General features: G+C 62.0%; 21 protein-coding genes. 13 read left to right on the forward strand and 8 right to left on the reverse strand.

From position 1 onward, the window contains the following. Positions 1-34: 34 nt before the first annotated feature. Positions 35-1,501, reverse strand: coding sequence for an alpha-glucosidase/alpha-galactosidase (locus EV286_RS11420; protein WP_132957157.1), 1,467 nt, complete (start codon positions 1,499-1,501; stop codon positions 35-37). A gap of 60 nt (positions 1,502-1,561) precedes the next feature. Here EV286_RS11420 and EV286_RS31930 point away from each other — a divergent pair, with 60 nt between their 5' ends. From EV286_RS31930 to ugpC, 8 genes are all read left to right on the forward strand, one after another. Next, positions 1,562-1,729: a hypothetical protein gene (locus EV286_RS31930; protein ID WP_165932826.1), complete on the forward strand. Its 168-nt coding sequence runs from the start codon at positions 1,562-1,564 to the stop codon at positions 1,727-1,729. Continuing rightward, on the forward strand, positions 1,714-2,589 hold the full coding sequence (locus EV286_RS11425) for an AraC family transcriptional regulator (RefSeq protein ID WP_165932827.1): 876 nt from the start codon (positions 1,714-1,716) through the stop codon (positions 2,587-2,589). Before EV286_RS31930 ends, EV286_RS11425 begins: the two co-directional genes overlap by 16 nt. A gap of 99 nt (positions 2,590-2,688) precedes the next feature. Then, entirely contained in the window at positions 2,689-3,735 is a 1,047-nt protein-coding gene (locus EV286_RS11430) for a LacI family DNA-binding transcriptional regulator (protein WP_245500691.1), read from the forward strand. Positions 3,736-3,776: 41 nt separating this feature from the next. After that, complete coding sequence (locus EV286_RS11435) at positions 3,777-5,015, forward strand: sugar ABC transporter substrate-binding protein (RefSeq protein ID WP_132957160.1); 1,239 nt, start codon at positions 3,777-3,779, stop codon at positions 5,013-5,015. A 74-nt stretch (positions 5,016-5,089) separates the two neighbouring features. After that, positions 5,090-6,007 carry a sugar ABC transporter permease gene (locus EV286_RS11440; RefSeq protein ID WP_132957161.1) on the forward strand — a complete coding sequence of 306 codons (918 nt, stop codon included), beginning with the start codon at positions 5,090-5,092 and terminating at the stop codon, positions 6,005-6,007. Next, positions 6,004-6,867 carry a carbohydrate ABC transporter permease gene (locus EV286_RS11445; protein ID WP_132957162.1) on the forward strand — a complete coding sequence of 288 codons (864 nt, stop codon included), beginning with the start codon at positions 6,004-6,006 and terminating at the stop codon, positions 6,865-6,867. The genes EV286_RS11440 and EV286_RS11445 overlap by 4 nt, the downstream gene beginning before the upstream one ends. 23 nt (positions 6,868-6,890) lie before the next feature. After that, positions 6,891-8,819, forward strand: coding sequence for a glycoside hydrolase family 127 protein (locus EV286_RS11450; protein WP_132957163.1), 1,929 nt, complete (start codon positions 6,891-6,893; stop codon positions 8,817-8,819). Position 8,820: 1 nt separating this feature from the next. Continuing rightward, entirely contained in the window at positions 8,821-9,894 is a 1,074-nt protein-coding gene (ugpC, locus tag EV286_RS11455; protein ID WP_132957164.1) for a sn-glycerol-3-phosphate ABC transporter ATP-binding protein UgpC, read from the forward strand. Between the two features lie 132 nt (positions 9,895-10,026). Here ugpC and EV286_RS11460 read toward each other — a convergent pair whose 3' ends face one another. From EV286_RS11460 to EV286_RS11490, 7 genes are all read right to left on the reverse strand, one after another. Next, on the reverse strand, positions 10,027-10,797 hold the full coding sequence (locus EV286_RS11460) for a FadR/GntR family transcriptional regulator (RefSeq protein WP_132957165.1): 771 nt from the start codon (positions 10,795-10,797) through the stop codon (positions 10,027-10,029). 19 nt (positions 10,798-10,816) lie between these two features. Continuing rightward, positions 10,817-11,878 (reverse strand): four-carbon acid sugar kinase family protein, encoded by a 1,062-nt coding sequence (locus EV286_RS11465; protein WP_132957166.1) that lies wholly within the window; start codon positions 11,876-11,878, stop codon positions 10,817-10,819. Continuing rightward, positions 11,875-12,867, reverse strand: coding sequence for an oligopeptide/dipeptide ABC transporter ATP-binding protein (locus EV286_RS11470; RefSeq protein ID WP_132957167.1), 993 nt, complete (start codon positions 12,865-12,867; stop codon positions 11,875-11,877). Before EV286_RS11470 ends, EV286_RS11465 begins: the two co-directional genes overlap by 4 nt. Beyond that, the gene (locus EV286_RS11475) at positions 12,867-13,871 is read right to left on the reverse strand and encodes an ABC transporter ATP-binding protein (RefSeq protein ID WP_132957168.1); all 1,005 of its coding nucleotides are present in this window, start codon (positions 13,869-13,871) and stop codon (positions 12,867-12,869) included. Before EV286_RS11475 ends, EV286_RS11470 begins: the two co-directional genes overlap by 1 nt. Continuing rightward, positions 13,871-14,830 carry an ABC transporter permease gene (locus tag EV286_RS11480; protein ID WP_132957169.1) on the reverse strand — a complete coding sequence of 320 codons (960 nt, stop codon included), beginning with the start codon at positions 14,828-14,830 and terminating at the stop codon, positions 13,871-13,873. The genes EV286_RS11475 and EV286_RS11480 overlap by 1 nt, the downstream gene beginning before the upstream one ends. A gap of 2 nt (positions 14,831-14,832) precedes the next feature. Then, positions 14,833-15,789, reverse strand: a complete 957-nt coding sequence (locus EV286_RS11485; RefSeq protein ID WP_132957170.1) for an ABC transporter permease — start codon at positions 15,787-15,789, stop codon at positions 14,833-14,835. 145 nt (positions 15,790-15,934) lie between these two features. Next, a complete protein-coding gene (locus tag EV286_RS11490) occupies positions 15,935-17,575 on the reverse strand; it encodes an ABC transporter substrate-binding protein (protein ID WP_132957171.1) in 1,641 nt (546 codons plus the stop codon). Positions 17,576-17,851: 276 nt separating this feature from the next. On the opposite strand from EV286_RS11490, the gene EV286_RS11495 reads away from it, so the two are divergent. The 5 genes from EV286_RS11495 (at position 17,852) to EV286_RS11515 (ending at position 23,453) form a co-directional block, all read left to right on the forward strand. Then, positions 17,852-18,757, forward strand: coding sequence for a dihydrodipicolinate synthase family protein (locus EV286_RS11495; protein ID WP_132957172.1), 906 nt, complete (start codon positions 17,852-17,854; stop codon positions 18,755-18,757). 11 nt (positions 18,758-18,768) lie between these two features. Continuing rightward, complete coding sequence (locus EV286_RS11500; protein WP_132957173.1) at positions 18,769-19,953, forward strand: exo-alpha-sialidase; 1,185 nt, start codon at positions 18,769-18,771, stop codon at positions 19,951-19,953. Between the two features lie 327 nt (positions 19,954-20,280). Continuing rightward, the gene (locus EV286_RS11505) at positions 20,281-21,414 is read left to right on the forward strand and encodes an iron-containing alcohol dehydrogenase (RefSeq protein ID WP_132957174.1); all 1,134 of its coding nucleotides are present in this window, start codon (positions 20,281-20,283) and stop codon (positions 21,412-21,414) included. A 31-nt stretch (positions 21,415-21,445) separates the two neighbouring features. Continuing rightward, positions 21,446-22,450: a 4-hydroxythreonine-4-phosphate dehydrogenase PdxA gene (pdxA, locus tag EV286_RS11510; RefSeq protein ID WP_132957175.1), complete on the forward strand. Its 1,005-nt coding sequence runs from the start codon at positions 21,446-21,448 to the stop codon at positions 22,448-22,450. A gap of 37 nt (positions 22,451-22,487) precedes the next feature. Then, positions 22,488-23,453: a hydroxyacid dehydrogenase gene (locus tag EV286_RS11515; RefSeq protein WP_132957176.1), complete on the forward strand. Its 966-nt coding sequence runs from the start codon at positions 22,488-22,490 to the stop codon at positions 23,451-23,453. Positions 23,454-23,480 lie beyond the last annotated feature (27 nt).

Below are 23,480 nucleotides of genomic sequence, written 5' to 3' on the forward strand. Positions count from 1 at the left end.
CCGGAGCCTCAGCGCCACCCGTCCTCCCGGAAGATCAGACAGCCTGCTTGATCGCGGCCTTTTCAGCCCGCAGCTCCTCGATGGAGCGCACGTTGCGCCGCGCCGCACCTGCCCAGTCGCGGGTCTTCACCTTGGCCTGTGACAGCCTTTCCCTGGCAGCCGGCAGCGCATCGGCATATTGCGGCAGCCAGCGTGCCTGCGCGACGACCATTTCATCGACCATCTGCCAGACCTCCTCGGGTGTCGCGACGGCACCGACCAGCGGATCGTGCAGGACCGCTAGCTTCAGAAGGTCGATGTCGCCGCTGACGGCCGCATGGACCGACATGCGCTGGACGTTGATCGAGGAAATGCAGGTGGCAGCGCAGGCTTCCGGAATGGTGACGCCGGAGACCATGTTGATGCCGAAGCGGTCGACGAAGCCCGGCGATTCGATGATCGCATCGGCCGGCAGGTTGGTGATGACGCCGTTGTTCTTCACGTTGAAGTGGCCGCGATAAACTCGGTTTGTTTCCAGTCCTTCAAGAATGTGGCTCGCATGCTCGTTGGAGCGCTTGGCCGGATCGATCGGCTTGGAAGCCGATTCGAGGAACTGCGGGAATTCCGTCTCGAACCAGTTGCGGGTTTCCGTCGAGTGGCGGAGATAACCACCAGTCTCGCCATGGATCCAGTCGGACATGTCGATCCACTTGGTGATTTCCTCCGGCCGCTTGCGGTACCACGGCAGGTATTCCGAAAGGTGCCCGTTGCTCTCCGTCGAATAGACGCCGAAGCGCTTGAGCACGTCGATGCGGAGCTTCTCCTGCTGCGAATAGACAGGATGCGCCTCGAAGGCAGCGACCAGCTCATCCTTGCCGATCTTGCGACCGTTGAGCCGCAGATCGACGAACCAGGTCTGGTGATTGATGCCGGAGCAGATGTAGTCGAGCTCCTTTACCGACTTCGCGCCGAGCACCTCGGCGATCTGCTCTGCGCCGTGCTGGACGCCGTGGCAGAGACCGACCGTGTCGACCTTGCCGTATTCGATCGCCGCCCAGGTGTTCATTGCCATCGGGTTGGCGTAGTTCAGGAATTTCGCGCCCGGTTCTGCGACTTCGCGGATGTCCTTGCAGAAGTCGAGGATGACCGGGATGTTGCGCTGGCCATAAAGAATGCCGCCGGCGCAGATCGTATCTCCGACGCACTGGTCGATGCCATACTTCAGGGGGATGCGGATGTCGTCGGCATAGGCTTCGAGACCGCCGACGCGCACGCAGCTGATGACATAGCGCGCGCCCTCGATTGCCTTGCGGCGATCCGTCGTCGCCGTGACTTTCGTCGGCAGATTGTTTGATTCGACGATCTTGTCGAGGATCGCCTTGATCATCTGGAGATTGTGCTCGCTCAGGTCCGTCAGCGCGAACTCGATGTCCTTGAATTCCGGCACGCACAGGATGTCCGTGAACAGTTTCTTCGTGAAACCGATGCTGCCGGCGCCGATGATAGCGATTTTGAAACTCATGACCTTCACCTCAATTCGATCAGATGCTAAAAAGAAGGCGGCAAGGGAGGAAAAGCCAACATGCGCGTGCATGTGGTCGAAAAAGCTTCAAAACTGGTCTTTTTTCCTCCCAGCCGCTCCGTCCGGCTGTACTCTCTTCCTCTTGTCGACGGCGATTATGCCCAGATTTTCGGAGCCGAACAGAGAACGATTATGCTTTTGCGGGTAATTTTGTGCTGCACGATTTGATTGCCAATGGCCAGGGAATGAGAACCGTCTCGCTGCCCCGCGGACGACAGCGCCTCCACGCCATGCCCACAAGCGCGGGTTACGAAGTCAGGGAGAATGAGCCCTATGACTGGGATGGGCGCCGGCGCGGGCAGACGCCCTTCACCGTGCTCCAGCACACGATCAGCGGCACCGGGCGGCTTCGTTACCAGAACAGGAACTACAAGCTCCAGGGTGGCGATACGATGATGGTGCTCGTTCCGCACAATCACCGCTACTGGCTCGAAAAGGGCGAACGCTGGGAGTATTTCTGGATCTCGGTAAACGGCGAGGAGACGCTGCGCATTCACAAGATGGTGCTGGCACTCGCCGGGCCGGTTCTCCGGCTGAAGCCTTCGACGATCGATCACCTTGCCGACTGCAGCCTTCGGCTTCTCAAGGGCGCGACCACGCCGGGTGCCGCATCCGCCGTTGCCTATGAAGCCGCGATGGCGCTCTATGACGATGTGTTCGGCTCGCCCGCCTTCATGGCCGAGCAGAGCGCGATGCAGCCGGTCATTGATCACATCAACACCAACCTGGAAAAACCGCTCCCCGTCAGCGAACTTGCGACCATCGTGGGGCTCAGCCGGGCGCATTTCTCGCGCAGCTTTGCGGAAAGCGAAGGCGTGCCGCCCGCGGAATACGTTCTCCAGCAGCGCCTGCAGCGCGCCGCCAAGCTCCTCACTAAGGCCGATTTCCTGCCGGTCAAGGAAGTCGCCATCATGTGCGGCTTCGAGGACGCGAATTATTTCTCCAAGGTGTTCCGCCGCATTTACGGCACCAACCCGACCGAGTTCCGCACGACAGGGATGTATGCAAGCATCGGCAGGGGTCGCTGAGACCTTCCTATCGACTTTGCTGATGCAAGGCCCGTCTTCCATGAAATTTTCGAGAAAACCTTTTCTCATGTTGACTCGTCATGTGAGAAAAGGTTTTCTCTGCGCATCAAGCGGGAGGAAGTGCTGAGTAGCGGGCAAGCAAGAAGCGGTCGAGTGACCATCCACGACGTTGCGGCTGCCGCCGGCGTGAGCATTTCGACGGCGTCGAAAGCGTTGAACAACACCGGCCGCATGGGAGAGGAAACGCGCCAGAGGGTGAAGCGGGTGGCGGGCGAAATCGGTTTCCGGCCGAATGCGCTTGCGCGCGGCTTGCTGAGCAAGCGGAGCTTTACCGTCGGGCTTTTGACGAACGATACCTACGGACGCTTCACACTCCCGGTCATGGCGGGCATTTCGGAGGCCCTCGTCGATCACGGCGTTTCGGTCTTCCTCTGCGCGATTGAGGATGACCCGGCGCTCGGGCAGACCCACGTGGATGCCATGCTCGACAAGCAGGTGGACGGCATCATCGCCACCGGAAAGCGCCTCGACAGGCGCCTGCCGGTCGATCTGTCGAACCTGCCGGTACCGGTGGTCTACGCGTTCACGGAAGGTACGCCCGACAGTGTCACCTTCATGTCGGACGACGAGCAGGGTGCACGGCTGGCGGTGGAATGGCTGGTGCAGATCGGACGGCGGCGGATCGCTCATATCACGGGACCCGAGAATTTCTTCTCGGTTCGCGAACGCGCCAATGCCTATCGGGACGTGGCGGGTAGCCGCGAACCGGTGATGTACGGCGTGTGGTCGGAGGTCTGGGGGCACGAGGCGGTGGCGCGGCGTTGGAGCGAGGACGGTGAGAAGCCGGATGCAATCTTCTGCGGCAACGACCAGATCGCCCGCGGTGTCGTGGATGCGCTGCGTGAGCGCGGCATCAGGGTTCCCGAGGACGTTTCCGTTGTCGGCTTCGACAACTGGGAGATCGTGGCGGCTCAGACACGGCCGCCGCTGACGACGGTGGACATGTGCCTGAAGGAGCTCGGGCGCCAGGCGGGATTGACGGTTCTGGCGCTTGCAGAGGGGCAGGCGGTGGAGCCGGGCTTGAGGAAATTGCCGTGCCGTCTGGTCGTGCGGCAATCATGTGGGGGTGAAAGCCCCGAAGACTGAGGAACAGGCGCGAAGGAGACGCGCCACGATGGGAGGAATACATGATCAAGCGTCTACTGGCGGCAGTAAGTGTCGCCACACTGTGCATGACGTCCGCAGCCTCGGCCGCCGACAAGATCGAAATGTGGGTACGCACCGGCATCGGCGATGCGTTCAACAAGGTCGTTGAAGCCTACAACGGCAGCCACGAGAACCAGGTCGTCGTCACCGAAGTGCCTTTTTCCGAACTCGTGCAGAAATACGCGACGGCAATCGCCGGAGGCCAGGCGCCGGACGCACTGTCGATGGACTTGATCTACAATCCGGCCTTCGCCGCTGCGGGCCAGCTCGAGGACCTGACAGACTGGGCAAAGCAACTTCCATACTTCAATTCGCTCTCGCCCTCGCATGTTCGCCTCGGTACCTATCAGGACCGGATCTACGGCCTGCCGCTTTCGGTCGAGACCTCGGTGTTCGCCTGGAACAAGGACCTCTACAAGAAGGCCGGCCTCGACCCTGAAAAGGCGCCGACCACCTGGGAAGAGATCGCTGCCAACGCGGAAAAGATCCGCGCTCTCGGTGACGACACCTACGGCTTCTATTTCTCGGGTGGCGGTTGCGGCGGCTGCATGATCTTCACCTTCACCCCGCTGGTCTGGGGCGCAGGCACCGACATCCTCTCCGCTGACGGCAAGACGGCGACGCTCGACACGCCTGAGATGCGCAAGGCCGTCAATTATTACCGTGACATGGTCAAGAAGGATGTGGTTCCCGCCGGCTCGGCGAGTGACAACGGCACGAGCTTCCTCAGCTTCACGAACGGCAAGATCGGCCAGCAGAGCCTCGGCGCCTTCGCTATCGGCACGCTGGTCACTCAACATCCGGAGATCAATTTCGGCGTGACGCTGATCCCCGGCGTCAATGGCCAGCCTTCGTCCTTTGCCGGCGGCGATAACTTCGTCATCACCAAGGGCACCAAGAAGATCGACGCGGTAAAGGACTTCCTCCAGTTCATCTATTCGATGGACGGCCAGAAGATCATGGCGAAATACGGAAGCCTGCCGACGCGTGGCGATATCGCCGAAGAGGTGCTGACCGGTCTGGATCCGCGCATGGAGGTTGGCCTGAAGGCGATCAGCGTCGCCAAGACGCCTTATACGCTGCAGTTCAACGACCTGATCAACAGCGCCAACGGCCCCTGGGCCACCTTCACCAATGCCGCCATCTTCGGTGAAGACGTCGACGGTGCCTTCGCCAATGCCCAGTCGGAAATGCAGTCCATCATCGACAGCGGCCAATAATCTCTCTTCTGGCCGTGGCCGGAGGGTGGTGATGGCCCTCCGGCCGACTTTCCCAGTGAATTTGGAGTTTGTGGATGACTGGCTCTGATCGGCGGCAACTATCGCCCCCGCGAAAGCGGCGGCGGAGATCGCAGTGGCGCGGCCTGCTCTATATCGCGCCGGCAATGCTGCTCGTCATCGTCTTCTTCGTGGCGCCGGTGCTCTTCACAGGCTGGATGAGCCTGCACAACTGGCCGCTGATGGGCGCATCGCGCTGGATAGGTTTCAACAACTACATCCGCATGTTCAACGACAACCGGTTCATACTGGCGCTGAACTTCACCGCCTACTATACGGTGATCGTCACCATAGCGATCTTCGCAGTCGCCTTTCCTCTCGCGATCTTCGTCGAAAAGCATCGCCGCTTCGTCAGCGCCTATCGCACGATCATTTTCCTGCCTGTCGTCGTCGGCCTCGCCACCTCCTCGCTTCTCTGGGTCTGGCTCGCCAATGTCGACAGCGGCTTCATAGGCCCGGCGCTGCGTGCGCTCGGGCTTGTGGCGAAGAGCCCCAACCTGATGGCAAACTTCGATACAGCCTTTGCGACGATCGTCGTCATGGTCGTCTGGAAGATCGCAGGCTTCACCATGATCATCTTGCTGACCGGCCTCCAGGCCATTCCCTCGGAACTGACCGAGGCGGCGCGCATCGATGGCGCCGGCCGCTGGCAACGCTTCAGGCATCTGACCCTGCCGCTGATGCGCAAGACGATTGCGCTCGCACTGATCGTCTCGGTGACCGGCTCGATCCTCGCCTTCGACCAATTCTACATCATGACGAGCGGCGGGCCGCAGAACCGGATGATCTCGGTGGTCTACTACATCTTCAACCAGTCCTTCGTGTCCTTCAATCTCGGCTATGGCGCCGCACTTTCGATCGTGCTGCTCGCGATCCTGGTCGTCATCAGCATCGCGCAGCTCTGGCTGCTGCGCGTCGGGGAGGAACGCCCATGATCTCCTCCAGGCAGCGCCGAGCGAGAAAGGCGTTCAGGGCCGCAACCGCCTATCACGGCACCGGCCTCATCATTGCGATTTTCTTCCTCGCGCCCTTCATCATCTCGCTCCTTGCCTCCTTCCGCCACGGTACGGAGGCAAGTCTTCCGCCGCTGCCACCATGGCCGACAAACGGGGTGAGCTTCGATGCCTATGCGCTGCTCGACACCTTCGGGGCCGGCATCTGGCAGCACATGGTCAACTCGCTGGTCGTTTCCCTCGGGACGGTCGTGCTGACGGTCTCCGTCAGCCTGCTCGCCGGCTACGGTTTCTCGCGCTACCGTTTTCCGCTGAAGAACGTGCTGTTCGTGCTGATCATTGCCACCCTGATGATCCCGTTCCAATCGATCCTGACGCCGCTCTTCATCATCCTGGCAAAGCTCGGCCTCAACAACTCGCTGCTCGGCCTGACGCTGGTCTACGTGACGCTGCAGCTTCCCTTCTCGGTCTTCATGATGCGCAACGCTTTCGACGCAGTGCCCAAGGAGATCGAGGAAGCCGCCCGCATCGACGGGGCGCGCGACCTGAAACTGCTGGTGCGCGTGCTCCTGCCCCTGGTGCTGCCGGGTGTGGCGACGGTGGCGATCTTTGCCTTCCTCAATGCCTGGAACGAGTTCCTTGCGGCCCTCGTGCTGCTCTCCAGCAATGAGAAATACACGCTGCCCGTCCTGATGACGGCGGTGCGCGCCGGTCGCCTCGGCGCCATCAACTGGGGTGCGGTCCAGGCGGGCGTCGTCGTCATGACGATCCCCTGCCTGATCGTCTTCCTGCTCCTGCAACGCTACTACATGCGCGGGCTGATGGCCGGCGCAGTCAAATGATCCCGAACGAAATGGATGAGACAATGAACCAGCTGAAAAGAGACCGCCAGTTCCGCCCCCTCCCCGTTCCGAGCGTCACGCTCGGCGGATTGTTCGGCGACCGGCAGGAAGCCATCTGCGATGCGACCGCCGAGATCCTGCTGGACCGCTGCGTCAAGGCCGGCATGCTGCAGGCCATCGACACCAGCCAGCCAAGCCCGGGCATCGTCATTCCGATCCAGCCCTGGGGCGGCACCACGCAGATGTTCTGGGACAGCGATCTCGGCAAGTCGATCGAGACCATCGCCTATTCGCTCTACAGGAAGCCCAACCCACACCTGGAGGCCCGCGTCGACGCCATCGTCGACATGTACGAAAAGATGCAGGACGAGGACGGCTATCTGAACGCCTGGTTCCAGCGCGTCCAGCCCGACCGCCGCTGGACCAACCTGCGTGACCATCACGAACTCTATTGCGCCGGCCACCTGATCGAGGGAGCCGTCGCCTACTACCAGGCGACCGGCAAGCGCAAGCTGCTCGATGTCATGTGCCGGTACGTCGACTACATGATCAAGGTCTTCGGCCATGGCGAGGGGCAGATGCCCGGCTATTGCGGCCACGAGGAAATCGAGCTGGCGCTAGTGAAGCTCGCGCGCGTGACGGGCGAGAAGAAATATCTAGACCTTTCGAAATTCTTCATCGACGAGCGCGGCACCGAGCCGCATTTCTTCACCGCGGAAGCGATCCGGGATGGCAGGGATGCCGCCGATTTCCACCAGAAGACCTATGAATACGGCCAGGCACATCAGCCGGTGCGCGAGCAGAAGAAGGTCGTCGGTCACGCGGTGCGTGCCATGTACCTCTATTCCGGCATGGCCGACATCGCCACGGAATACAACGACGACAGCCTGACTGCTGCCCTTGAGACGCTTTGGGACGACCTGACGACGAAGCAGATGTACGTCACAGGCGGCATCGGACCTGCGGCCTCCAACGAAGGCTTTACCGACTACTACGATCTGCCGAACGAGAGTGCCTATGCCGAAACCTGCGCCTCGGTCGGCCTCGTCTTCTGGGCGAACCGCATGCTCGGCCGCGGCCCGAACCGGCGCTACGCCGACATTATGGAGCAGGCGCTTTACAATGGCGCAATGTCCGGGCTTTCCCTCGACGGAAAGACTTTCTTCTATGAGAACCCGCTCGAAAGCGCCGGCAAGCACCATCGCTGGATCTGGCACCATTGCCCCTGCTGCCCGCCGAACATCGCCCGCCTGCTGACTTCCGTCGGCTCCTACATGTATGCGCTCGCCGCCGACGAGATCGCCGTCCATCTCTACGGCGAGAGCAAGGCCCGTTTCGAGATCGCCGGCGCAAAGGTCGAGCTTTCGCAGGAAACGCGCTATCCCTGGGACGGCGCGGTTCGCTTTGCCGTCTCCCTCGACAGGCCGGCACGATTTGCCCTGTCGCTGCGAATCCCGGAATGGGCCGAGGGCGCCGGCATAAAGGTCAACGGCGAAACGCTCGGTCTGGCGACGGTCACCGTCGACGGCTATGCCCGCATCCAGCGCGAATGGAAGAATGGCGACAGGGTCGAGCTCGACATTCCGCTGAGGCCGCGCGCGATCTGGGCGAACCCGTTGGTGCGCCAGGATGCGGGCCGCACGGCGCTGATGCGCGGGCCGCTGGTCTATTGTGTCGAGACGACCGACAATGGCGAGGGCCTCAACGGCATCGCGCTTGCTTCCGACGTCTCCTCGGCCAAGCTGACTGAAGTTCCCGGGCTGCGCGGCGTGGTCGCACTCGACCTGCCGGCGACGCGCGACGAGCCCAACTGGGGTACGTCTCTCTACCGCACCTCTCCGCCAAGCAGGAAGAAAACGACGGCCCGCTTCGTGCCCTATCCCTTCTGGGACAATCGCGAGCCCGGCGAAATGCTGGTATGGGTAAGGGCGGGCGAAGCGCGTGGGGAATGACATGGCTGATACCGGCGTCGTGCTGACCGGAATTCGCAAGAGTTTCGGCAGCCTCGATGTGATCCATGGTGTCGACCTTTCGATCGACGAGGGCTCCTTCGTGGTCTTCGTCGGCCCCTCGGGCTGCGGAAAGTCGACACTGCTGCGGATGATAGCAGGCCTCGAGGAAGTGACCGACGGAGAGATCGAGATCAAGGGCCGCAATGTCACCGATCTCGACCCATCCGACCGGGGCATTGCCATGGTCTTCCAGTCCTATGCGCTCTATCCGCATATGAGCGTGCGCGACAACCTCGCCTTCGGCCTGAAGATGGCCCATACGGATGCAACCGAAATCGCAGCCCGGGTGAAGTCTGCATCCGCCATCCTGAAGATCGACCACCTGCTGGATCGGAGGCCGGGGCAGCTTTCCGGCGGCCAGCGCCAACGCGTCGCAATCGGCCGCGCCATCGTGCGCAAGCCGGATGTCTTCCTTTTCGACGAGCCGCTCTCCAACCTCGATGCCGAGCTGCGCGTCTCGATGCGTATCGAGATCGCGCGCCTGCATCGCGAACTCGGCAATACGATGATCTACGTGACCCACGACCAGACCGAGGCGATGACGCTGGCCGACAAGATCGTCGTCCTGCGCGAGGGTCGTATCGAGCAGGCCGGGACGCCGCGGGAAATCTACGAGAATCCGGCCAACGTCTTCGTCGGCGGCTTCATCGGCTCACCGCGGATGAACATGCTGACGGCGGAATGGATTGGAGACGGAACGGTTCGCATCGGCAACAGCAGGCTGTCGGCTTCGATCTCAGGCGTGGGTCTCGCTTCTGGCGACAAGCTGACCTTTGGCATACGACCAGAACATTTGACGCCCTCTTCCGCGGCGGATGAAACACTCGGCGCCAAGGTGGATTTCTCCGAATATCTCGGCGGCACGCAGTATCTCTATTGCCAGCTGGAAGACGGCCAGTCGGTGACCGTGGAATACCGCTCGCAAGCTCCCGTTCGGCCCGGCGACACGCTGCAACTCGGCTGCGCGCCCGCAGACCGCCGTTTCTTCGACGTGAAGGGCGACAGGCTTCGCTAGCGATCGCGCCGGAGCGGCGCTTCGGCAGATCTAGAGCATTTCCGTCTTTCCCCGAATTACAGAAATGCTCTATCTCTTTGTTTTTACGCAATTCCGGACGCAAAACCGCTCCGCACTTTTGCTGGAATTGCTCTAGAAGGAGAGGTCGAGCACACGGCCTTCGAAGAGGCGGTCTCGCGATCCTTCGAGGTGAGTCTGCATCAGGTCGCGGGCGTCTTCGGCTCGGCCGTCCGCAATCGCCTTGTAGATCGCGTTGTGTTCCTGGAACACCTGCTCAAGCCCCTGCCGCGGACCGAGGAGCGACAGCCCGTGCAGATGCATGCCGACGGCGATGTGCGCCTTCAGCGCGTCGATCGACGCGGTATAGTAGTGGTTGTTGGCCGCTTCCGTGACCGAGCGGTGGAAAATGAAATCGGCGTCCGCACGGTGGAGTTGGTGGCTGGTCGCCTCCCGCAGGTCCGCCAGTGCCGACGCAATCTTCTGGATCGCCGCATCGTCGCGCCGCTTGGCCGCGAAAAAGGCCGCAGCCGGCTCGATTGTCAGGCGGAATTCGTAGCAGCGCTGGATATCGGCGATCGTCTTGACCGGCGAATAGGCAAGCTGCGTCGTCGGCGAACCGTGAGCGCTGACGAAGGTGCCGGCGCCCTGTCGTGCGTAGACGATACCCTGCTCCCGCAGCCGCGCCAGCGCATCGCGCACGATGGGACGCGAGACACCAAGCAGGGAAGCGAGCTCATGCTCGCCGGGAAGGCGTGAGTCCGGCGGATAATTGCCGGCCCGGATGCGTTCCATCAACTGGTTGAAGACGCGATCCACCAGCTTGGTGGCCTTGCCGCGCTCGGGCCGAGGCGTCTGGGCCGCGTCGCCATTCGCAGGTGCGCCATTTGCTTCATCCACGCTCATTCTCCTCGCCGGCATCTGTTTATGCCGCCTGATTCCGCGGAATCAGTTTTAGCAAACTATTGGAATTGCCGAAGCCCCCGGACTTGACTGCGCACCGGAATTGCCGGCCGTCGGGGTCTGCAACATCGAACCAGGGAACTCCGGCCTCGATTTCGCCCTTTGGCATCAGCACCCTGACGCCCAGTTCGCGAAAGATGGCGAGCGCAGTATCACCCCCGCCGACCATGATCATATCAGGTCTTGTCTCGTCTATGACTAATTTAACGCCCGTTGCAAAGCGGGTCGCCACGATGGCCGCATCGCTCGACACCTCCCCAGTGCAGCGGAGGAGCATCGGCAGCACGGCGCGACTGTCGCGACCGACGCCACCCATCGGCGCATCCACGACCCTGGCGAGGGCACCGGACGCTTCGAGCTGCTCCATCTGCTGGGCGGTGATCGGGTCGCGGGAGCCGAAGGCAAACAGCGTCTTCGGCTCCGGGCGAAATGCCTGCCCCCGTCCAGCAACCTTGCCGAGGCGCCGGGCGAGGGCAGCGCCGAGACCGCGCGCGCCGACGGCGAGGACCCGACGCCAGTCGTTGCGCGCGGCAATACGATTGAGATCCGCGTCGTCCTCAGCATCGGCAACCGTTACTGTCTGAGAGCAACCGGAAAAAAGGTCTGCAACAGGGATCGGCGTTTCGACGCCGCGACCGACGACGCAGCCGCGATAGGTGATCCGCTCCTGATCGGGGATGGCCGGGGCGACGAGGATGCCCGTCATCCCGAGCATCTCCGCAAGTGCGATGCTTTCGGCGGCGACATTTCCCTTCAGGCGAGAGTCGATCTTCTTCATGACGATCGAAGGCAACGCGGGAAGCAACGCCCGTGCAGCTTTGCGCACGACCTCTCCTGCCTCGTTCTCGCCGAGAGCGCGTGACGCCGTGTTGATAACGACCACGTCCGCCCTGGTCCTCACCGCCTCCTCCGCTGCATTCACATCAACGGCAACGGCCACCGAAAGGCCGGCTTCGACAAAGGGCGTGCCCGTGTCGAGCGCTCCGGTGAGATCATCGGCGATGATGGCAGCCTTCAGCGTCATGCATCCTGCCCCGGATTGACCGCATGGCAGGCAACGAGATGGCCTGGCTTTGCTTCCTTCCATTCGGGCACGACCTTGCCGCAGACCTCCATGGCGATCGGGCAGCGCGTGTGAAAACGGCAGCCGCTCGGCGGGTTGAGCGGGCTCGGCACGTCGCCCTGCAGGATCTGGCGCTGGCGGCCGCGCTCGTGCTCGGGATCGGTCTCCGGCACGGCGGAAAGAAGCGCCTTCGTATAGGGATGCAGCGGGTTCTCGAAGAGCTCGTCGCGTGTCGCAAGCTCCGCCAGGCGACCGAGATACATCACGCCGACGCGCGTGCTTATGTGGCGGACAACCGCCAGGTCATGGGCGATGAAGAGATAGGTCAGCCCGTATTTCTCCTGCAGGTCGAGCAGGAGATTGATGATCTGTGCCTGGATCGATACGTCGAGCGCAGAGATCGCCTCGTCGCAGACGATGAATTTCGGCTGGCACGCAAGGGCACGAGCGATGACGACACGCTGCCGCTGGCCACCCGAAAGCTCGTGCGGGTAGCGCTGCGCAAAGCGCGGCGGCAGGCCGACATCCGTCAGCAACGCACCAATCTTGTTCTTTATCTCAGCCTTGGTCGCAAGCTTGTGGAAGAGGATCGGCTCGGCGATCGCCTCGCCGATCGTCATGCGCGGATTGAGCGTGGAGTAGGGATCCTGGAAGACGATCTGCAGGTCGCGGCGGAAGGGCCGCATCTGCTTTTCGTTGAGCACGGCCAGATCCTGGCCCTTGTAGACGACCCGGCCGCTCGTTGCCCGATGAAGGTTGAGGATCGTGAAGCCGGTCGTCGACTTGCCGCAGCCGGATTCACCGACGAGGCTGAGAGTCTCGCCCTCCATGATGTCGAGGTCGACATTGTCGAGTGCATAGACCGTCGCCGCGCGGTCGCCGAAGGCGCCGAGCTTGACGTGGAAGTGCTTGACCAGGTTTTCGACCTTGAGAAGCGGTTCAGCACCCATCACGCGGCCTCCTGTACTTTCTGGACGACGAAGCAGGCGGCGCGATGGCCACCTGCGCCGGCAAGCGGTTCGAGCTTCGGCACCCGCTCATGACAGACCGCTTCGACAAGGGGGCAGCGCGGCGCGAAGGGGCAACCCTTCGGACGGCGACCCGGCTCCGGCGGTGTCCCGCCGATCGAGGAGAGCCTGCTCGTAGGCGCATCCGAAAGCTTCGGGATCGAGGCAAGCAGGCCGCGGGTATAGGGATGGCTCGGCCGCGCATAGAGCTCGTCGACCGGCGCGTCCTCGACGACCGTGCCGGCATAAAGGACGGCAACCCGATCGACGAGGCCCGCGATCAGCGCAAGGTCATGGGTGATCCAGACGACCGACATGCCGAGCCTCGCGCGGAGGTCCTTCACGAGATCGACGATCTGCGCCTGGATCGTGACGTCGAGCGCGGTGGTCGGTTCGTCGGCGATCAGGAGCTTCGGATCGCAGGCAAGGCCGATCGCTATCATAACGCGCTGGCGCATGCCGCCCGAAAGCTCGTGCGGATAGGCCATCAGCCGTTCTTCCGGCCCGGGAATGCCGACGAGGCGAAGAAGGTCGATTGCCCGGACGCGGGCATCCGCCTTCGACATCTTGCGGTGATAGATCAGCGGCTCGCAGATCTGGTCGCCAACGCGCATGACCGGGTTCAGCGAGGTCATCGGATCCTGGAAGACGAAGCCGATGTCGCCGCCGCGCACCTTGCGCAGGTCCGAATTGGACATCCTCTGCAGGTCGCGACCATCGAAATTTGCGGTCCCCTTGGTCACCTTGATCTTGTTCGGAAGAAGCCGCATGAGGCTCAGCATCGTCAGGCTCTTGCCGCAGCCGGATTCGCCGACGACGCCCAGCGTCTCGCCCTTGTTGACGTAGAGGTCGATTCCGTCGACCACGACTGCCGGGCCATTGCGGCCGTCGATCTCGACCGTGAGGTCGCGGACGTCCAGCAGGCGTTCGTTCGTCTTGGAGTTCATCACTTGCTCCCCCGCGGGTTGAGTGCATCATTGAGACCGTCGCCGAGGAAGCTGAAGGCAACCGAGGCAAGGCCCAGCACCGCCGCCGGAGCGGCAAGGAGATGCGGATAGTGCTGCCAGACGCGCAGACCATCCGAGATCATGTTGCCCCAGCTGGGCGTGGGCGGATTGACGCCGACGCCAAGGAAGCTGAAGGCGCTTTCAAGGACCATGGCAGTGCCGAGACCGGCGCTGACAGAAACGATGAGCGGCCCGAGCGCATTCGGCACGATATAGCGCTTGATGATGATCCAGTTCGAAAGACCGAGCGCCTGCGCCGCCGTGATGTAGGGGCGGTTGCGGATGGACAGCACCTGGGCACGCACGAGCCGGGCATAGGGCGGCCACGAGATCAGCGCCATGGAACCGAAGACAAGCAGGAAATCCACCCAGATCGTCTGGCGGTAGAAGGGATTGAGCGTCTCGAGATAGCGCGCCTCCATCCACCTCGTGATCGGCGTCTTCAGCGAAGCATTGATGACGACGACGAGAAGCAGGTTCGGAACCGACATCGTGACATCGGTGAGCCACATGATGGCGCGGTCGAAGGGATTACCGAAGAAGCCGGCGATCGCGCCGAGCGTAAGCCCGATCAGGACCGCGATGAAGGTGACGATCACCGCGACGAGAAAGGCCGTGCGCGTGCCAAAGACGACGCGGCTGAAGACATCGCGCCCGAGATCGTCCGTGCCGAACAGATGCGCGAGCGAAGGCGACGCGTTCCGGGCGGCAAGATCCTGGCTGAGGTAGTCCTGCGGCGTCAGGTAGGGTCCGAAGATCGCGGCGAAGGCGAGGATCAGCACGACGATGAGGCCGAAGATTGCAAGCTTGTTGCGCTTCAGGCGATACCAGGCATCGCGCCAGAGGCTGACCGGCGGCTCCTCGGCATTGTCGATAATCGAGAGAGGAATGGCGGACATGGTCAACGGCTCCTTCTTGCGTCGTTGGCACGCGGATCAAGCATCGGGTAAAGCACGTCGACGAGAAGGTTCGACAGCATCACCAGGAAGGATCCGATGAGTGTGATCGCCAGGATGACGGGATAGTCCGAATTTGTGAGCGCCTGCACTGTCAGGCGGCCAAGGCCGGGAAGGCCGAACACGAGCTCCACAAAGATCGCGCCGTTGACGATGGTGATCATGATGAGGCCGAGCTGGGTCACGATCGGCGTCAGCACCGGACGCAGGATATGCCGGAGCGCGACGATGACTTCCGGCACACCCTTGGCGCGAGCCGTCCGCACGAAATCCTCTGACAGCACCTCTATGACGGCGGCGCGCGTCTGGCGCACGATGAGCGCTATCGGCTGAAAGGAAAGCACGATCAGCGGCAGCAGGATCCGCACGTCGAAGACGCCGCCCCAACCGTAGGGCACCTTGATCATCGGCAGGAGCACGATGAGGGCCACCATGAGCAGCGGACCTGCGACATAGGCCGGGATCGCCCAGAGGAAAAGGGCCGAGCCGAGGATCGTGTAGTCGATACGCGAATTCTGGTTCATTGCCGCGATCATGCCGAGCGGAATCGCGATGACCGCGGTCAGCACGATGGAACAGAGCGCCAGCTGGAAAGAAACCGGGGCGGCGGCCGAAACCATCGACCAGACCGAGCGACCCGATGTCAGCGAATTGCCGAACTGGCCATGCAGCAGGTTCCAGATATAGACGCCGAACTGCTCGATGAACGGCTTGTTGAGGCCCGCGCTCTCGCGGATCGCCTCGATGCGCTGCGGATTGTAGGCGACATCGCCGGGCGCCCGCAGGAAGATCAGCTTGATCGGATCACCGGCGCCATAGAAGGCCATCGCATAGACCGCCATCATGACGACCAGGACCGACGGAATCCAGATGGCAAACCGCGTTAGCACGTAGCGAAGCAAGGCCACCTCCCACCTGTTCTTCGGCGCGACCCGTGAGCGTACCCGCGGGCTGCACCTACTTCACTCTTGAAGCTTGCGCGAAGGCCTTGAGGTCTTCGCGCGGTTTTCATGAAGGGAGCCGCGATGGGATCCCTTCACGTCCTCCTCAACCGATGGAAACGTCCCAGGGCGTCACGACCTGCCAGTCGAGGTTCTTCTCCATGCCCTTGACGTCCTTCGTCGCCCAGCGCGACATGGCCTGAGAATACCATGGAATGAAGGCCCAATCCTCGCGGAACGCCTTCTGCGCTTCCTGGGCAAGCTTGGCGCGCTGCGGATCGTCCGCCGCCTTGGTTGCGGCTTCAGCAAGCAGGCTGTCGACCTTGTCGTTCTTGTAGCCGCCGAGCTTGTTCTGGGCGTTGGAAGAGGTCGAGGCGATGGAGCCGGCAAGATAGGACACGGCATCGGGAACGCGCGTGCCGACGTCGTCGCGGAAGATCTGGACCGAATTCTGGTCCGGACCTGCATAGGCGTCCTGCTGGGGCTTCATGTCCACCGCCGTGATGCCGAGGTTCTGGCGCCATTGCTCGGCGATGAACTGCGCCGCGGCCTGGATCGCCGGCGCCGAGACACCGACGAACATGATCTTCGGCAGGCGCTCCGGACCGCCATAGCTCGATTCCGCGAGAAGCTTCTTCGCGCCTTCCGGATCGTAGGGATAGGGCACAAAGCCGGAATCGTCCGCTCCGGGCACGGAGTTGAGGATCTGGTCGGCCTTCTTGTGCGGCCCGTCCGGATAGGAGGCCTTGAAGAGGCCGTCGCGGTCGACGGCCATGATCAATGCCTGGCGCACCTTCGGATCGTCCATCGGCGCGCGCGTGATGTTGAACCAGAAATGCTGGCTGGTCGGAATGATCGGCCCTTCCGAAAACTCTGGACCGAGATCCTGGATGATCGTCGAGGTTACAAGTTCGGTGTGGGCATTATACTCGCCCGACTTGATGAGCTGCGTCGCGGTGACGTTGTCCTCGACCGAGGTGATCTCGATGCGGGCGAGCTTCGGCTTCGGTCCGAAGAAGTTCTCGTTGGGCTCGAAGGTCAGCGTGCCTGCGTCGATATCGAGGGCAGTGAGCTTGAACGGGCCGGAATAGACGGCACCGCTATCGGGCGTGTACCAGTCTGCAATCTCCTCGCCATCGCTCCCGCGGGACTGCGACGCCTTGGTGATCGGGATGATGTGGTTGGCAAGCCGCATGAAGAAGATCGGGTCCGCGTCGGTCAGCGTGCAGACGACCGTGCCCTCGTCCGGCGTCGTGACACCTGTCAGCTCGTTGCCCGAGCCGGAGGCGATCTCCTTGAAGCCTTGCACGTGGCTCAACACCTGGTCGGCGCGCTGGCTCTTGGAATTCGGCATCGAAGCGACTTCCCAGGAACCCTTCACGTCTGCTGCGGTGATCTTGCTGCCGTCGGAGAAGACCGCCTTCGGGTCGATCTTGAAGGTCCAGACCTTGTTGTCTGGCGATTCCCAGCTCGTGAAGACATAGGGCTGGATCTTGCCGGCGGCGTCGAAATACATCGGCGACGCCCACCAGAACGAATTCCAGCGGAAGGTTCTGCCGCCGCCGCGCAGCGGCGACCAATCCTGGTCAAATGCAGGGTTGATGGCTTTCAGGACCTGACCGTCCTGCGCCATGACGATGCGTGCGTTCAGGCCGAAAAGGGTGATGCCGACGCCGGCGGCGAGCCCGAGCTTCAGGGCATCGCGTCGCGACATCTGCGAAATGGTATCGTCATTGCGAATTGTCATTTTCTCCTCCGTAGCAAGCAGTGCGCCGCTCGAAAGACCCTCCCCGAGGAGACGCATCATGATCTGGAGAGTTGCGCGATATTGTAAATCTGTCAATCAAAAATAACGAAAAACACCGGACAACGTGAGGGCAAAAATATTTATCGTTAAATATCAATGGTTTTTCAATTGCGACTTGTTTCGGCCAAAGTTGTAAGATTGACAACTTGGCCTTATTGCGGTGAATACGGCATGATAGGACCTGCCGAGACCCCTCGGCATGAAGAGGAGGATAAGTTGAGCAAGCACCGGATTACAGGCGTTTTCAGCGCCGCCACCACCCCTCTCAATGCCGACGGCAGCCCCGATCTCGGACTTTTCACCGAACATTGCCATCGCCTCATCACGGAAGGATGTCACGGCGTAGCACTTTTGGGGACGACCGGAGAGGCGAACTCCTTCTCCAGCGCCGAGCGCCGTGCGATGCTTGAGGCCGCATTGAAGGCGGGCGTTCCGGCCGACAAGCTCCTGCCGGGCACCGGCGTTGCGGCCATTCCTGAAACCGTGGAGCTGACGCGGCACGCGCTGTCGCTCGGCGTGACGAAAGTGGTCATGCTGCCGCCCTTCTACTACAAGGGCGTTTCCGACGAAGGTCTTTTTGCCTCCTACGCCCAGATCTTCGAGAAGCTCGGCGACAACCGCCTGCAGGTCATCCTCTATCATATCCCACAGGTCTCCGGCGTTCCGCTGTCGATCCCGCTGATCAGCCGATTGATAAAGGCATTTCCCGAGACTGTCGTTGGCATCAAGGAATCTGCCGGCGATTTCAATAACATGCAGGCGATCATCGCCGAGTGTCCGGGATTCTCGGTCCTCTGCGGCGCCGATCCGCTGCTGCTGCCGCTCCTGAAGGCCGGCGGCGCGGGCTGCATCACCGCCACGTCGAACCTTGTCGCCGACTCCTTGCGCACGGTCTACGACCACGTCCATGACGAGAGCCATGCCGCCGCCGTCGAGACAGCCCAGGCGCGCATCACCGCCTATCGCACGCTGTCGAACTCCTATGTGCAGATCCCGACGATCAAGGCCATGGTCGGCCTGAAGACGGGCAATCCCGTCTGGAAGCGCACGCGGCCGCCATTGATGCCGATCAGCGACACCGAATATGCCGCCCTTGCCGAAGGCTACGCAAAACTGCAGTGAAGGAGGGCGTCATGAATTTTACAGGTTTGTCGCCAGAAGCCGTTCCGGCCCGAATGACGGGCATGCTCGAGGCCAATGATGCACAGCCCGGCCGCCGGGACGCCTACCTGCCCTCTCCCTGCATACAGAACCATGCGGCAAACCTCGCTTTCCTGCCGGATGGCACGCTGACCTGTGTCTGGTTTGGCGGCACGATGGAGGGGATGGGCGACATCTCAATTTACATGTCGCGGCTTCGCCAGGGTTCCGATCGCTGGTCCAAGCCCGAGAAGATGTCCGACGATCAGGCCAAGTCCGAGCAAAACCCGTTGATTTTCAACGCGCCGGACGGGCGCGTGTGGCTGCTCTACACCTCGCAGACCTCCGGCGACCAGGACGGCGCGATTGTCAAATGTCGTATCTCCGAGGATGGCGGCGAGACATTCGGCCCAACTCGGGTCCTTTGCGACCTGCCCGGAACCTTTGTGCGCCAGCCGATCGTGGTCAATGGTAAGGGTCACTGGCTCTTGCCGACGTTCCGCTGTGTGAGCCTGCCGGGCCAGCGGTGGAGCGGAGATGCCGATACGGCCGGCGTCCTGATCTCCGGCGACCAGGGCAGGACGTGGCAGATGCGTGACGTGCCGGGCAGTCTCGGCGCCGTGCACATGAACATCCTGAAGTCCGACAACGGCAACATGGTTGCCTTCTTCCGCAATCGCTATTCGGAGAATGTCCTGTCGTCTTCATCGACAGACGATGGCCAAAGCTGGAGCGCGCCGGAACCCGTCAATCTGCCGAACAACAACTCCTCGATCCAGGCGACGATGCTTGAAGATCGAAGAATTGCAATGGTTTACAATCACAGCAATGTAGCGACCTCCGACGCGCGGCGCCTGTCCCTCTACGACGAAATTGAGGATGGCAAGGCCCCCGAGCCGGCAGTCATGCAGCCTGTCGGGCGCAAGGCCGTCTGGGGAGTGCCGCGCGCGCCGCTCAGCCTTGCAGTTTCGAGCGATGGCGGCAAGACCTTCGGGCGGCGCATCGATCTGGACACCGGCGACGGCTACTGCCTCAGCAACAACTCGAAAGACATGGTCAATCGGGAATTCTCCTATCCGACAATCATCGAAGGTCCGGATGGAGCATTGCACATCGCCTATACCTACTATCGCCGGGCGATCAAATACGTGCGTTTGCCAGCAAAATCAGCCGCTTGAGGCAAGATAGCATTAGTAAGGACTTTCGAAACGGCTGGGCGCACATGCGCCTGGCCAAGCCCCGTTTGGACTGACTTTGTTTACAAATAAACGTCTTCAAGCCATCTTGCGTTGCGCTGGAAATTAGCCGCCTGCAACGATCTGATTATTCTTTCAAAATCAATACATTACTGGATATTTGACGCTTTCCAAGGACTTCACTGCCATGAATTTCGAAGCTCATGGTAAGAAAAATCGGCCTTCATTCTTGTCAAAAAGCTCTGCTTGATATAACAACTTTACATCATTGGCGGCTGCGATCCGCCGTTATATCGGGAGGCCGCTCTAATGGTCAGTTTGGATTCGCCTATCACGATCGTCCGGCCGCAGCTGATTGAATTCGGAGTGGGTACCGCCGGCCGGCTGGGCAAATGGGCGACTGACAAGGGATGTCGCCGCACACTGGTGATCTCCGATGCCTTCAACGCTTCCCGCATCGATGTGCTCGAGCTTCGCGGCGAGGTTTCGGTCTTTTCCGAAGTCACGCCCGAACCCGATATCGGTAATCTCGACCGCGTGCTCGCCGCAGCGGAGGCAGTCAATGCGGATCTTATTGTCGGCTTCGGCGGCGGCAGCGCCATGGATCTTGCCAAGCTTGCTGCCGTTCTCGCCGGCTCCTCCCAGACGCTGCATGAGGTCGTCGGACCGAACAAGGTCCGCGGACCCCGCAAGGTAGCCCTTGCCCAGGTGCCGACGACGTCAGGCACGGGCAGCGAGGCCGGCATTCGCGCCCTCATTACCGATCCTTCGACGATGGCAAAGCTCGCGGTTGAAAGCCCGCTGATGCTCGCCGACATCGCCGTGGTCGATCCGGTACTCACATTCACGGTTCCCGCGCGAACGACCGCGGCGACCGGCGTCGATGCCATGGCCCACTGTGTCGAGGCGTTCACCAATCGCAAGGCGCATCCGATGATCGACATCTATGCGATCGAGGGCACGCGGCTCGTCGGAAAGTATCTTGCCCGTGCCGTCAGGAACGGATCCGATGCCGAAGCGCGTGCTGGCCTCTCGCTTGCTTCCCTCTATGGCGGCTTCTGCCTCGGTCCCGTCAACACAGCCGGCGGCCACGCACTTGCCTATCCGCTTGGAACGCGCTGGCACGTGGCGCATGGCGCGGCCAACGCGCTTATCTTCCCGCATGTTCTGGCCTTCAACACCCCGTCCGTGCCGGAAAAGACACAGGCGATCATGGAAGCTCTCGGCTATCCTGCCTCGGAGAACATCAAGTCCGTCTTCGATGCCGCCTACGCTTTCTGCGCCGATCTCGGTATCGAGATGAAGCTCTCCGGCCTTGGCGTGCCTGAGAGCGATCTGGATGCGATGGCAGACGATGCCTTTGCCATCCGCCGGCTGCTTGACAACAATCCGCGCGACCTGTCGCGCGATGATATCCGTTCGATCTACGAGGCAGCGTTCTAAGATCGCTGGCCTTTCGAGAGGAGCACGACTGATGCAGAGCAATGCGAAAGTGGCGGTGACGCTGGGCGACCCGGCCGGCGTCGGCCCGGAGGTGATCGTCAAGGCGCTGGCGGCGATGCCGGCGCAGGAACGGCGTGATTTCGTCATCGTCGGCAATACCGAAGCCCTGGAGCGCGCGGGTCGCGCGACCGGCATCGACCTGCGCTTCGCGCCCTCGGCTTCCGATGACGGACTCACCATTGCCGTCGACGAGGTGCCGCTTGGCGCGCCGCTACCGGAAATCGGCAAGGTCAGTCCGATCGCGGGCGACGCCTCGGTGAAATACATCTCCCGTGCCGTCGATCTTGCCATGACCGGCAAGGCGGACGTCATCGTCACCGCGCCGATCAACAAGGAGGCCATGAACCTCGCCGGCCATCATTTCGATGGCCATACGGGCCTGCTCGCGCATCTGACGGGCTCCAAAAGCTCCTTCATGCTGCTTGCCTCCGAGCGCCTGAACACCATCCACGTCTCGACGCATGTGTCGCTGAGGGGCGCAATCGAGCGGGCAAAGACCGAGCGCGTGCTCGCCACCATCGAGGCCGGGCACAACCACTTCATGCGTCTCGGCAAGAAGGCGCGCATCGCCGTCGCCGGGCTCAACCCGCATTGCGGCGAGAACGGGCTTTTCGGCACCGAGGACATGGAATTTCTCGCGCCCGCCGTCGAGCAGGCAAGAGCCAGGGGCATCGATGTCGTTGGCCCCATCTCGGCCGATACGGTCTTTGCGCGGGCCTATAACGGCGCCTTCGATCTCGTGATCGCCCAGTATCACGACCAGGGCCATATCCCGATCAAGCTCGTCGCCTTCGAAACCGCCGTCAACGTCTCGCTCGGCCTGCCGATCGATCGCGTCTCGGTCGACCATGGCACGGCCTTCGACATCGCCGGCACCGGAAAGGCGAACCACGTCAACATGCTTTCGGCGATCGCCTATGCACGGCTGATGGCGAAGTCGCCGAGGCAACAGGCGAAAGCACCCGAGCTCTCTTGAGGAGGGCGCAACCCTGCATCTTCGAGGAGGACCGGCAATGAGGGAAACGGTGGTGGTTCTGGGCGGAGAGCTCGCCCCCGAGGGCCGGGCAATTCTCGAAGATGCAGGCGTCGCGGTCATCGCGACAAAACCCTATCTCGACCGGCAGGCCGTGATCGCGGCGATGACACAACACAGGCCGGCGGCGGTTATCGTCCGCCTGCTTGCGGAGATTTTGGGACCAGAGGAGATGCAGGCCGGCGGGCGCCTGCGGCACGTCGCAAAGCACGGCGTCGGCACCAATGACATCGACCTGCGGGCGGCAAGCCAACTCGGCATCCCCGTCTCGATGACGACGGGCAGTAACGGTCATTCGGTCGCCGAGCACGCGCTGGCGCTCATCATGGCTCTTGTGAAGGATTTTTCGCGACAGGACGCCCTCATCCGTGACGGCGTCTGGGACAAGAGCCAGTACCAGGGCCGCGAACTGCGGGGTCAGCGCCTCGGTCTCGTCGGCTACGGCTTCATTGGCCAGACGCTTGCCGGCATGGCGGCGGCCCTTGGAATGCGGATTTCCGCCTTTGACCCGCATACGCCTGCGGAGGCCTTTCGAAACGGCGTCACACGGGAGACAGACCTCGACAAGCTGCTTTCCGAAGCCGATATCGTCAGCCTCCACTGTCCGCTTACGCCCGAAACACGCAATCTCATCGATGCGCGCCGCATCAGGCTCATGAAGAGCGGCGCCTATCTTGTGAATACGGCACGCGGCGAGGTCGTCGACGAGGCGGCGCTGATCGAGTCCCTGACGGACGGACACCTTGCGGGAGCGGGTCTGGACAGTTTTGCCGTCGAACCACCCGACCAGGACAATCCGCTGTTCAGGTTGGCCAACACGATCGTCACCCCGCACGTGGCCGGCGTGACGCTGGACGCCAAGCGCGCCATGTCCGTCATGGCCGCCGAAAACGTACTGGCGACGCTGTGCGGCGAGGAATTGGCACCCCGCGTCCTCGCTCGCTGAACACCATCCGACGCCAAGAGGAGGTCT

It is taken from the genome of Rhizobium sp. BK251 (genome assembly GCF_004345245.1).
In the GTDB taxonomy this organism is placed as follows: Bacteria; Pseudomonadota; Alphaproteobacteria; order Rhizobiales; family Rhizobiaceae; genus Rhizobium.

What these genes read in the sequence shown, in the direction of transcription:
- EV286_RS11500 (WP_132957173.1), top strand. Translation starts at nt 18,769, where the DNA reads ATGAATTTTACAGGTTTGTCGCCAGAAGCCGTTCCGGCCCGAATGACG.
- EV286_RS11505 (WP_132957174.1), top strand. Translation starts at nt 20,281, where the DNA reads ATGGTCAGTTTGGATTCGCCTATCACGATCGTCCGGCCGCAGCTGATT.
- ugpC (WP_132957164.1), top strand. Translation starts at nt 8,821, where the DNA reads ATGGCTGATACCGGCGTCGTGCTGACCGGAATTCGCAAGAGTTTCGGC.
- EV286_RS11475 (WP_132957168.1), bottom strand. Translation starts at nt 13,871, where the DNA reads ATGAACTCCAAGACGAACGAACGCCTGCTGGACGTCCGCGACCTCACG.
- EV286_RS11515 (WP_132957176.1), top strand. Translation starts at nt 22,488, where the DNA reads ATGAGGGAAACGGTGGTGGTTCTGGGCGGAGAGCTCGCCCCCGAGGGC.
- EV286_RS11440 (WP_132957161.1), top strand. Translation starts at nt 5,090, where the DNA reads ATGACTGGCTCTGATCGGCGGCAACTATCGCCCCCGCGAAAGCGGCGG.
- EV286_RS31930 (WP_165932826.1), top strand. Translation starts at nt 1,562, where the DNA reads ATGCGCGTGCATGTGGTCGAAAAAGCTTCAAAACTGGTCTTTTTTCCT.
- EV286_RS11480 (WP_132957169.1), bottom strand. Translation starts at nt 14,830, where the DNA reads ATGTCCGCCATTCCTCTCTCGATTATCGACAATGCCGAGGAGCCGCCG.
- pdxA (WP_132957175.1), top strand. Translation starts at nt 21,446, where the DNA reads ATGCAGAGCAATGCGAAAGTGGCGGTGACGCTGGGCGACCCGGCCGGC.
- EV286_RS11445 (WP_132957162.1), top strand. Translation starts at nt 6,004, where the DNA reads ATGATCTCCTCCAGGCAGCGCCGAGCGAGAAAGGCGTTCAGGGCCGCA.
- EV286_RS11435 (WP_132957160.1), top strand. Translation starts at nt 3,777, where the DNA reads ATGATCAAGCGTCTACTGGCGGCAGTAAGTGTCGCCACACTGTGCATG.
- EV286_RS11420 (WP_132957157.1), bottom strand. Translation starts at nt 1,501, where the DNA reads ATGAGTTTCAAAATCGCTATCATCGGCGCCGGCAGCATCGGTTTCACG.
- EV286_RS11490 (WP_132957171.1), bottom strand. Translation starts at nt 17,575, where the DNA reads ATGACAATTCGCAATGACGATACCATTTCGCAGATGTCGCGACGCGAT.
- EV286_RS11450 (WP_132957163.1), top strand. Translation starts at nt 6,891, where the DNA reads ATGAACCAGCTGAAAAGAGACCGCCAGTTCCGCCCCCTCCCCGTTCCG.
- EV286_RS11460 (WP_132957165.1), bottom strand. Translation starts at nt 10,797, where the DNA reads ATGAGCGTGGATGAAGCAAATGGCGCACCTGCGAATGGCGACGCGGCC.
- EV286_RS11465 (WP_132957166.1), bottom strand. Translation starts at nt 11,878, where the DNA reads ATGACGCTGAAGGCTGCCATCATCGCCGATGATCTCACCGGAGCGCTC.
- EV286_RS11470 (WP_132957167.1), bottom strand. Translation starts at nt 12,867, where the DNA reads ATGGGTGCTGAACCGCTTCTCAAGGTCGAAAACCTGGTCAAGCACTTC.